Here is an 11,124-nt window from a genome sequence, read left to right on the forward strand (position 1 = left end):
TTTAATATTATAATTCTTTATATATTTTCATTTTTGCCAAGGGGCACTTCAAAACATAGGAATTATCAACTTACCACTTTAGCAATATTGATAATATTTTTCTAAAATTTGAAAGAATTTAGCTCCCCTTCTAACTTCTTAGTATTTCATTTTGCAGACAAGTCACTGTTCCATTGAAACGAAATTTATATATTCAAACAGTTTTTACCTAAACTCATTTTGAGAATCATTTGCCAATAGTGGTATTATGACTAAAGGAGAGTATCTTCCTTTAGGAGGTTTCCATGAAAAAACTCGTAAAAGTAGTTGCAGCGATTATCGAAAACGAACAACAAGAAATTCTATGTGCTCTTAGGTCACCCAAGAATGTCGCTTCCTAATATGTGGGAGTTTCCAGGCGGGAAAGTAGAAGCCAATGAGGACATCTTCTCAGCCTTAAAGAGGGAAATCGCTGAAGAGTTGGGCTGTAAAATTGAGACATTTAAAGAGGTTTTTAACGAAAATACCCATGAATACGAATTATTTGCCATTCATTTAATCTCGATTAAATGTAGAGTGGTTGAAGGGACTCCAACCCCTAGTGAGCATTCCAAATTAATATGGTTGAAAAGAGAGAATTTGGATTGCCTTAAATGGGCACCAGCGGATATTCCCGCCGTTAAACAATTAATCAAGGAAAAATAATGAAAAAAAAACTTTACTGGATTCAACAAGATTCACGAGATATAAAAGAAGCACGGGAAGGTTCCCGTGCTTCTTTGTGTTTTATATATCTACTCAGTGAAATAGGAATTGCAGGTTAGATTAGGTGAAACAGGAGAATTCTCTCCACACCTCTTAATATTTATAAGATTGTCCACCATCAATTGGAATAACAGTTGCGTTGATGAAGTTGGCTTGATCAGATAGTAGGAATGCTACCAAATAACCCACTTCTTCTGGTTTACCGAAACGTTTCATTGGGTTTGGCTGAACAAATTGTTTTCCAACCTCTTCCCAGTTATCTGGATCAATTTGTTTTAATGAACCTTCGACCATCGGTGTCATGATTGCTCCAGGTGCAATGGCTTTGATGCTGATTCCATATTGACCGTATTCAATTCCAGAGTTTCTTGTTAATCCGACCACACCGTGTTTACTAGCTGCATAACCAGATTGGTTTCCAACCCCGCGAATACCACCAACAGAAGCAGTATTAACAATAGAGCCAAAACCTTGTTCTCTCATGACTTTCAATACGTGTTTCATTCCATAAAACACACCATTTAAATTAACACTAACTACTTTTTGGAATTCCTCAATGCCAAAATCCTCTGTTAGGTTTTGTTTTCCTTCAATCCCTGCATTGTTGAAGAAACCATCGATTTTCCCAAATTTCTCAACCGTTTCATTTACATAGCTTTCAACTGCTTGTTCATCTGCCACATTCGCAGTGATCAGCACCATTTCTGTGTTTGGTGCAACTTCTAACACTTTGCTTTTTGTTTCTTCTAATGAAGCAGCGTTTAAATCAACAAGTGAAAGTTTCGCTCCTTCTTTTGCTACTTGTAAGGCTGAGGCTTGTCCTAGACCAGAACCTGCACCTGTAATTAATACCACTTTTCCATCAAAACGATTACTCATTGGAAATTTCCTCCCTTTGTTTTTGTTTCAAAGTCTAAAGCGTATTTTTTTCAATTATTTTTAATTTAAATATCTCACATTAAAGATATATACCGGTAAAATGTCATCTTCCCTACTTAATTCCCATGATTTATTATTGCGCTGTATATCCGCCATCCACAATCAAACTATTTCCAGTCATGAATGAAGAATCATCAGATGCCATGAATAATACTGCTTTTGCCATTTCTTCCGCTTTACCAAGACGTTTCATTGGTGTGACTTCAGCCAAAGCCTGCTTGCTTTCTTCCGGAATAATTGGTGTATCAATAAAACCAGGGCATAATGCGTTAATACGAATATTTTGTTCTGCATATTCAAGTGCAAGGGAACGAGTTAAGTTAATCACGCCGCCTTTTGCCGCGTTATAGGCTGCTGAACCTGGTGATCCAACCCAACCGTACATAGATGCTGTATTAACAATCGTACCGCCACCTGTTTTTAGCATTTCACGGATGGATTCACGTGCTACTAAGAAAACGCCATCTAAGTCAACATTTACGGTGTTGCGCCATTCTGAATACTCTAATTCATGTGAAGGATGAACACGGCCAATCCCCGCATTGTTGAAGACTACATCCACTTTGCCGAACGTTTCAACGGTTTGTTTAAAGATATTTGCGACTTCTTCTTCACTCGTAATATTTGCTTTTATAAAAAGAGCCTCAGCATTAAGCGCTTTCAGTTCTGCCTCAAATGCTTTCCCTTTTTCCTCATTTAAATCAACAAGAACCACTTTGGCTCCTTCTGAAACGAATAAACGTGCTGTTGCTGCCCCAATACCAGATGCTCCACCTGTAATCACAGCTACTTTGCCTTGTAATTTTCCCATCCTAAATCCTCCTCATATTTAAGAATTCTTTAGCACAGTCTAGAGAAAAATAATAGATAAATCTATTATCTGTGCTTTATTGTTCACAATTTAATTGTACTATTTTGTTCACAACTAACAATCATTAAGATATCATTAAGTGTCTACTGGGTAGACACTTACGCTAAATCTGTCTATATTGAGGAAGGTTTTTTCATGAATAATGAACAAAATACAAAGTCTCAACGACAAAACCGTACAAAAGCGCATTTAAAGCAAGCATTGATTGAACTCATAAAAGAGAAGGGGTACCATTCCGTTACTGTAAAAGACATCGTCGATCACGCCGCTTATAATCGCAGCACCTTTTATCTTCATTACATAGATAAAATGGAATTGGCTGAGGATTTACTTGTTTCCATGCTTCAGGAATTAGAAGATTCTGTAGGCAAAGCCTATGTTCCTGGTCAAAAGGTTAATACAGCTAAGCTAAATGCACCATCTTTTAATATCGTTTCTTACATCTATAAAAACCAGAGTTTTTTTACATTAATAAACTACGATGACACGTTACCAGGATTGCATACACGGTTCCCTCAAACAATCTTAAAAATCTATAAAGAACAATTTATTTTCGAAACCATCAACAATATCCCCGTGAATATGGATTATTTTAAACGTTATACAGCCTATGGCTTTTATGGTCTCCTTCATACTTGGATCCAAAATGGCTTCAAAGAAACGCCAGAAGATTTTATCCAAGAAGTCATTGAGCTAACGAAAACTCATATTCACTCATTTCAATATATTGGACATCACAAATAACTTTAGCCTAAAAAGGCGAGCTTCAAAATAGAATAGAAAAAAGCTTCCAATTATAATGATGATTAGGATGCAAGTTATTCTGCAAGAGAGAAGGACTTTATATGCTATTTTATGTAATTGCAATCCTCGTTATTGTGATGGACCAGCTTTCTAAATATCTAATTCGTGCCTACATTGATATCAATGAATCATTTACATTGTGGGGAATACAACTCACACATATTGAAAATAGCGGGATGGCAGGAGGGTTATTTCAAGGCAATGCACGGCTCTTCGGAGTTGTGGCTGTGTTTTTCGTGATAGCTGTTTTATATTTTCGCAAAACCGGAGAAATGAAGGGTGCTCTCACCGATTGTAGTTTTGGATTCCTAGTCGGAGGAGCAATTGGAAATGGAATCGATCGACTTTTGTTTGGGCAGGTGACAGATTTTATCATTCGCTCTGGCGGAATTCTTAACTTGGCCGATCATGCTATCGAGATTGGGGGGTTACTACTTATTATTTATGGGGTCGTTAGATGGTTTAAAAATAAGCACTAGATTCTTCTCCTACATATGCTTGGCCAATATAATCCCTTGTATTCCGTCTCTATTTATCATTTAATCCTATACATATGTTTCTTCTACAATGCTGATTATCTGAATATTAAAAAATATCTACTGATATCACATCTGCAATGTGAAGAGAGTTTTCCGAAAAAATGCAATATAGGTCGGTAACACTGTTATGCAGCTTAGTGTTTCGTATAACTAATCCTTCATATCTCAGGTTCATAAGATTTTTTCGAAACGCCGAATTGGCTTCTTCTTTATTTAGCAGGGCAGCATTGTCCCTCCAGGTGAGGTTCCTTTTACTGGATTCGAAATAATCACAGTATTGGTCGCGTTCCTTCATAAACAAATCATAGGAATCCTCAGAATCTGATTGGTATTCCTTAAGATTTAGTTCATCCATAAATACTTTGTAAATAAATCCTCTGACCGGCTTTTCAACTTGCACCATTTTAGGGGTTCTGTCCTCCCAAAATTCCGTCTCTGATTTTTGAATAACGGTCTCAGTTCCAATAGCAAAAGGTTTCGCCGAAGCGATATCCGAAGTAAACCAAAATCCAATCGTGTCGATATCATTATTTAATTTTTGAACAACCGTTTCTTTATTAAAATGGTTAAATTTCTGTATAGAACCATGATATACAATCATTAACATGCCCTCCATTATTAAACTGCCCAAATTGGGGATATTCATTTAGATTAACTCCATTGAGTTACATTAACAATTCGAAATCGTTCTAAACTTCCTAAATAATAAGAACTAAAGAGCCGTATCAAAAATGGTATCGACGATCTTATTTATGTGAATTTCTGCTGTGTTTAGTGAATGGATAGTTAAATCCTCATTTTTGATTAACATAGGGAGTTCAGTGCAGCCCAATATGATTCCTTGTATACCGTCTCTATTTACCAATTGATTAATAATGGTTAAAAAACCTTCTTTTGTTTCGTTTTTCAAGATACCATTTTCCAATTCCTCAACAATTTTTCTAGGTATGTATTCCTGTTCCGATTGATTCGGCAAAACATGTGATTACAGCCATAAGAAATTACCACCTATGCCATTTTTTGTACCATCAGTTGCCACGGAATTTACCACTTAGTGTCAACGCATTTACCATTAGAAAAGCAATGGAGATATTGAATTGAAAAGCCTAATCCTCCCATTTTACCGAGGAATTAGGCTTTTGGCTTTCCGCAATCGCGCCAGACTGTGGACAATCATCTTCTATTGCATAGTATCGTTGTACTGTGCATTAATATCTTGTACACAATATTTCATTCTCACATTTACTGCATTGACATACTGATAAAATGTTTTCGGTAGTATTATCAACTTCTATAGAATCCATGTTCTAATCCTCTAAGACATCGCATTTGAATCTTGTAGCACCAGTTGAGTCTTTCCAAACTGTGTTCAACTAAGCAAGGAAATCGAGTAAACTAGGCGGGTCGCAGTGACAGGCACTTTGCGACTCGGATTCACGAGCATTAATATCCAAAATAAAGGCTCCGCAGAGTAAAATTATCTCTGTGGAGTCTTTTAATAGAATCTAATGTCCCATTTACGAGGAGCCCATTCTTTAGGTAAATAAGATAAATCCTTAAAAATGAGTATAGGAACCTGTCCCTAAAACACAGATTAGCTCAGCGTACCAAGTGCCTCACGGGTAAATGCTTGAAGTTCATCATTGCGGCCATCGCGAATTTTGGCTGCCCATGCCGGGTCGTTCAAGAGGGCACGGCCTACCGCAACTAGGTCGAATTCTCCGCGTTCAATGCGTTCAATCAGGCTATCGATACCGGCAATTTGTCCACCTTTTCCTGATTCAAACAAGCTAGTGAATTCGGAATCAAGGCCAACTGATCCAACTGTGATGGCTGGTTTGCCAGTTAGCTTGCGTGTCCAGCCTGCCAAGTTAAGGTCAGAGCCTTCAAATTCTGGTTCCCAAAAACGGCGTGTGGAAGCGTGGAAAATATTGACGCCTGCTTCAGACAATGGTTTAAGGAAACGTTCCAGTTCTTCAGGAGTTGCAGCCAGCTTTGCTGTGTAATCAACCGGCTTCCATTGGGAGAAACGGAAGATAATTGGGAAGTCAGGACCGACTGCAGCTCTCACCGCTTCGATAACCTCTACCGCAAATCGGGTACGGCCAATCATATCGCCGCCATACTCATCTGTTCGCTTGTTGGTCACTTCCCAGAAAAACTGATCGATGAGATAACCGTGTGCGCCGTGAATCTCCACCGCATCAAAACCGATGCGCTTTGCATCTGCAGCCGCTTGTGCATAGCTTTGAACAAGACCGCGGATTTCCTCGGCTGTCAGCGGATCAGATACTTGTTTTCCAGTCAGACTCAAGCCGGATGGGCCGATTGGATCGGCATCTGAATCAGGAAATTTCTTTCTTTCGCGAGCCGTGCCAGTATGCCAGATTTGTGGAGCAATTTTGCCGCCTGCTTCATGTACTTCCCGAACAACGTGTGCCCATCCTTCAAGTGCTTCTTCACCATAGAAGTGGGGCACATTATGGTCGGCCGGTGCTGCCGGATGGTTGATAACCGTTCCTTCTGTAATAATAAGACCGACACCATTTTCTGCTCTGCGGCGATAATATCCAGCCACATCTGGACCCGGAACGCCATTTGGGGAAAAGCAGCGTGTCATGGGAGCCATGACAATGCGGTTTTCTAGCTTCAGATTGCCGCCTTCAAAAGCCTCAAATAAAGGTGCTGCTACTTTGGATAAGTTCATCGTACTCTCTCCTCATATCGCTGTTTTTTTAAATCTATAAAAATGAATATACAGATATATAGATTAATATGCAAATAATAAAGCCGTACATTATTAAGTTAATCCACTTTTGCGTGCAATCCAGCTGCGAATTGTTCCAAAAACTCAGCAATTGCTTCTTCATTGCGCCTGTAATATGTCCACTGGCCGAAGCGGCGTGACTCAAGCAAGCCAATCTTCTGCATGGAAGACAGATAAGAGGAAATAACAGACTGTGCGAGGCCGGACTTCTCTTGAATGCTTCCTACACATACACCGCCTGGAAATTCTTCTTTGATGGCCGTGGGCAGGTTCGCGTTCATTTCTCCTGGTTCCTTCAGCCAACAAAGAATATTGAGTCGCGTCTCATTGGACAGAGATTTCAGCACAGCAAGTATCTCTTCGTTCTTCATGTATTGACACCCATTTCTACTTTGTTTAACTCAGTATACCACAGATGGTTTTTGGGGACAGGTCCTAACAGTTCTTGAATCCGATATTGCTTCCACAAAGATAGAAATCTATCACTTTTGTTATCATTACTTACGTTGAATACGGTGGATTTTCATACTATAGTTAGCTGCCCTTTATTTTAAGTGAAAAGCTTCACAAATCACAAACTTTGATATTAAAATATGAACAAAACTTAACGAATTTTTGTTCATATTTTCCACAATTAGGAATTGTTGCTGCACAGTATAGGTCTACAACGTTATACTATAGCTACACCATAATTAGTACCGTTTGCGTAAGGCTGGTCCTATTGAAATTGAATCAAATTTTTAACATTTTTGATATTCTAAACTATGGCTTTATACCTCTTATAACCAGTAAGATTGCGGTGATAAACATCCTGTCATTCCTTGGTACACTTCCTGTCATTTAGTGGTAAATACTATGTCAGAGTTGGTATATTTCAATGGCTGTAATCAACATGCAGCATCTATCCACCAAAAGTGGTATTATAATGGCTAGTGAAATGTATAGGAGGGTTATCTTGAAAAAGCTTGTAAAAGTCGTTGCAGCCATTATTGAAAATGAACAGCAAGAAATTCTGTGTGCTCTTAGATCTCCAGAAATGTCGATTCCGAATATGTGGGAGTTTCCTGGAGGTAAAGTAGAGGCAAATGAAGACATTTTCTCTGCACTTGAAAGAGAAATTGATGAAGAACTGGATTGTAAGGTAGAAACATTTAAAGAAGTTTTTAGTGACAACACCCATGAGTATGACACATTTATTATTAATTTGATCTCAATTAAATGTAGAGTAGTTGAGGGAACACCGACGCCAAGTGAGCATTCAAAGTTAATTTGGTTAAAACGGGAAAACTTAGATTCACTCAAATGGGCACCGGCGGATGTTCCTGCTGTTGAGGAATTAATCCAAGAAAAATAGTCTTCTCGAAATGAGAAGACTACACTTTTTTTGTAAACTCAGTATATAAAGTTGCTGGAACTTCATTCTCTAATTCCATGATGACGGTAATGGGTTTATCTCCTTCGAAGGAAACTGAATTCCCTTTACCAATATAAATATAGGGTTCGGTTTTTCCATCGATTTCTCTATATTTTCGAATAAATAAGTGGAGATTTACTCCGCGCTGCTTATTAAAGATAATATTCTTACCTCTTTCGGACTGCTGGGTAGTACTGTTCACCGACTGCCATTGAAACTCATAGGGGCTAATAAATTTATCTTTGTAGTTAATACTTTCCTTTACATCCTCTTCTTTATGTAAGTCGATGAAAAGGAAATACTCGTTTCCATTTGCCAGTAAACCGGAGCCCCTGAAAGAACTATGGATTTTCCGATAATTCGATAGTAAAGCAGCGTCTACCATTTGATATTGTTCATAAAGTTTAAAGTGAGGAACTCCGTAATATTCACCTTTGAATTCCTTCTCGTAGCGGAAAATTCCGTAGGTGATGATATCTTCAATATACTTCCGGTAAGTTTCATTTTCTAATACCTCTTTAAAAAGAGGTGTTTTAACTAGTTTCCCGTTGCTATATTGCACTAGCTTGGGCTTATTCTTTATCTGGCCGCTATCATAGTAATTTTGATTTAAGCACTCAAAAGCATGCAAAATACTATCATTATCCACATCAGTGATCATCTTTAGAATTTGGTACCTTGCTATCTCCAGGTCAATTTCCTCGTGCTCTAACAAATACCGTATAATGTTAAACTCATATATCCTCTTCAGCGGAAGCTTACTTGATAATTCCTTCAATACACCCTCAAACGACTCATTCAGTAACAGACTTTTTAAATGCTCGTCCTTCTCTACTTTGGCTACAAAGGATAGATATGTTTTCTCACGATCAATAAATTTCACAGGATCGGGTGCTCCATCGTATTTCAGATAATCCAAGAGTAAATAAGGAATTCGCCCCTGATTGAGCTTCTTAAATTCGAAATACTCTTCCTTCAAGTACTTCATTGAATTAAAGTTTTCTTTATCAATCTGAGCCAAAATCCTTTCCTCCGAGATCTTGTCCATTTGAATATGAGTACACCCAGGAATATTGGCAAATCCGGTGGCAACTGCCACTTTTAAACTTTCTTTATCATAGTAGCGACTCCCATTTAACGCCAAGGCAATCAGAAATGTTTTATTATGATTTCCGATAAAATCAAGGACTGTTAGGAATTCCTTATTACCATGCTTTCGTAATCCCCGACCAAGCTGTTGTATAAAGACAATTGGAGAGTTTGTCGGTCTTAACATTAGGACTGTATTAACAGAAGGAATATCCACACCCTCATTAAAAATATCCACTGTAAAAATAAATTCTAACTCATCATTGTCATTTTCTAATCGATTAATGTATCGTTCACGGGTTTCAGGTGAATCCGCACCATACAGACATACACTTTTATAGCCTTGTTTATTAAATTCACTAGCCATATACTGTGCATGTTCAATGCTGACACAAAAGCCTAGGCCTTTTCTTTTATCACCATCATGATCATAGAAATCCATCTTTTCAATAATAAAATCAACCCGTTCATTGACCTTCAACCTCTTGGTAATTTCGGTGATATCATCAATATCCACATCACTTAAATCGATGCCTTCGATATCGGTGATGCCAAAATAGTGAAAAGGAATCACCAACTCATCCTCTAATGCTTCGTGCAGCCGTACCTCTAAAGCCACATTATTATCAAACAAATCAAAAACATTGTAACCATCACTACGTTCAGGAGTTGCTGTCATCCCTAAAGTAAACTTCGGCTCAAAATAGTTTAAGACAGTTTGATACGTTGGACTAGTAGTATGATGAGCCTCATCAATGATTAAATAATCGAATTCACCCTTTTCAAATTCCTCATAGCATTTTGAAATGGTTTGGATCGTTGCAAACACATAATCTACATGTTTCTGTTTGTGATTACCTGTAAGTAATCCAAAGGTGATGCCATCATTAGGAAGAAGGATTTCAAAGGTATCTTTTGCTTTTTTCAAGATCTCTTCTCTATGTACGATGAACAGGAGTTTTCTAGGTTTAAAACTCTTGACATCAAATGCCGACATATAGGTTTTACCGGTTCCTGTTGCTGCTATGACCAGGGCCTTTTTCTCGCCAAAGCTTCTAAGTCTCTCCAAGTTCTCTGTTGCGCGCTTTTGCATTCGATTGGGAACAATATATTGCTTGTTTTCATAAATCAATTGGTGGGTTCTTTGAGTTTGCTTAAAGCTCGCTAAAAATTCTTCATATCGATTAATAAAATCCTGATCTGCATCCTCACTCATATTCCAGAGATAATCGTATTCCTTCAAGACATCTTGAATAAACCGCCCATTTTCTTTCGTAATGATCTCGACATTCCATTCAATATTACTTTTTAGAGCACTTTGTGTAATATTCGATGAACCGATAATGACCTTATAGCTATTACGGTATTCAAATATGTATGCCTTGGTATGGAAACCAATTTCCTTATCGGTAACAAACACCTTCAACTCGACATTATTAAACTCTTTGATTTTCTCTAAAGCCTTAGCATCTGTGAAGTTTAGATAGGTAGAAGTTATAATCTTACCTTTGATTCCTTTTTTCTCTGCTTCCTTTAGCGGATCCAGCAGCAGCTGCAGCCCACTAAAATTAATGAACGCGACACTAAAGTAAAATCGCTCACACTCGTTCATCGACTTCACTAATTCTCTTAATAAATTCCCTTTATCTGAATTAACGATAAGTTTCTTTTCAGTCGCTTCCATTGTAATTTCCCCTGTTTTTTCTGATACTGTTATTTATTGGATATACCAGAATTGTACAATATAATTAGGGAAATAAAAAGATCCTCTATTCTTTCTTGTGAATAGAGGATCTTTTTTATGAATCGTCTTTTTAAAAGTGATTATTAATTTCCATATACCACAATTTTATAAATATTTATACTTTCCACAATCTAATTAACATGTGAAGACCAGGATTGTAAAGCTTTAAAGTACCGGAGGACTGACCCCTAATATAGTATAATATGACTAGAG

The 11,124-nt window shown here is 37.7% G+C and carries 10 protein-coding genes and 1 pseudogene; 4 read left to right on the forward strand and 7 right to left on the reverse strand.

Annotated features, from left to right (window positions below):
* Positions 1-284 precede the first annotated feature (284 nt).
* Positions 285-684: pseudogene (locus V7161_RS21130) on the forward strand ((deoxy)nucleoside triphosphate pyrophosphohydrolase).
* 153 nt (positions 685-837) lie between these two features.
* On the opposite strand, the gene V7161_RS21135 reads toward V7161_RS21130, so the two are convergent.
* Together V7161_RS21135 and V7161_RS21140 are read right to left on the reverse strand one after the other, a co-directional pair.
* Positions 838-1,623 carry an SDR family oxidoreductase gene (locus V7161_RS21135; protein WP_335714849.1) on the reverse strand — a complete coding sequence of 262 codons (786 nt, stop codon included), beginning with the start codon at positions 1,621-1,623 and terminating at the stop codon, positions 838-840.
* A gap of 133 nt (positions 1,624-1,756) precedes the next feature.
* Positions 1,757-2,494, reverse strand: a complete 738-nt coding sequence (locus V7161_RS21140; RefSeq protein ID WP_335714850.1) for an SDR family NAD(P)-dependent oxidoreductase — start codon at positions 2,492-2,494, stop codon at positions 1,757-1,759.
* Positions 2,495-2,689: 195 nt separating this feature from the next.
* Between V7161_RS21140 and V7161_RS21145 the strand changes: the two genes are divergently transcribed.
* Positions 2,690-3,298, forward strand: a complete 609-nt coding sequence (locus tag V7161_RS21145; protein ID WP_335714851.1) for a TetR/AcrR family transcriptional regulator — start codon at positions 2,690-2,692, stop codon at positions 3,296-3,298.
* A gap of 101 nt (positions 3,299-3,399) precedes the next feature.
* Entirely contained in the window at positions 3,400-3,837 is a 438-nt protein-coding gene (gene lspA, locus V7161_RS21150) for a signal peptidase II (protein WP_335714852.1), read from the forward strand.
* Positions 3,838-3,943: 106 nt separating this feature from the next.
* On the opposite strand, the gene V7161_RS21155 is transcribed toward lspA, so the two are convergent.
* The 4 genes from V7161_RS21155 to V7161_RS21170 form a co-directional block, all read right to left on the reverse strand.
* Entirely contained in the window at positions 3,944-4,498 is a 555-nt protein-coding gene (locus tag V7161_RS21155) for a hypothetical protein (protein WP_335714853.1), read from the reverse strand.
* A 111-nt stretch (positions 4,499-4,609) separates the two neighbouring features.
* Positions 4,610-4,873: an aspartate/glutamate racemase family protein gene (locus tag V7161_RS21160; protein ID WP_335714854.1), complete on the reverse strand. Its 264-nt coding sequence runs from the start codon at positions 4,871-4,873 to the stop codon at positions 4,610-4,612.
* 618 nt (positions 4,874-5,491) lie between these two features.
* Positions 5,492-6,604 carry an NADH:flavin oxidoreductase gene (locus V7161_RS21165; protein WP_335472072.1) on the reverse strand — a complete coding sequence of 371 codons (1,113 nt, stop codon included), beginning with the start codon at positions 6,602-6,604 and terminating at the stop codon, positions 5,492-5,494.
* A gap of 98 nt (positions 6,605-6,702) precedes the next feature.
* Entirely contained in the window at positions 6,703-7,035 is a 333-nt protein-coding gene (locus V7161_RS21170; protein ID WP_308172278.1) for an ArsR/SmtB family transcription factor, read from the reverse strand.
* Between the two features lie 584 nt (positions 7,036-7,619).
* Between V7161_RS21170 and V7161_RS21175 the strand changes: the two genes are divergently transcribed.
* Positions 7,620-8,018, forward strand: a complete 399-nt coding sequence (locus tag V7161_RS21175; RefSeq protein ID WP_335714855.1) for a (deoxy)nucleoside triphosphate pyrophosphohydrolase — start codon at positions 7,620-7,622, stop codon at positions 8,016-8,018.
* A gap of 19 nt (positions 8,019-8,037) precedes the next feature.
* Here the strand turns inward: V7161_RS21175 and V7161_RS21180 are convergent, their stop codons facing one another.
* The gene (locus V7161_RS21180; RefSeq protein WP_335714856.1) at positions 8,038-10,851 is read right to left on the reverse strand and encodes a DEAD/DEAH box helicase; all 2,814 of its coding nucleotides are present in this window, start codon (positions 10,849-10,851) and stop codon (positions 8,038-8,040) included.
* Between the last annotated feature and the right edge of the window lie 273 nt (positions 10,852-11,124).

This window comes from Neobacillus drentensis (assembly GCF_036965425.1).
Lineage (GTDB): Bacteria > Bacillota > Bacilli > Bacillales > Cytobacillaceae > Neobacillus > Neobacillus drentensis_F.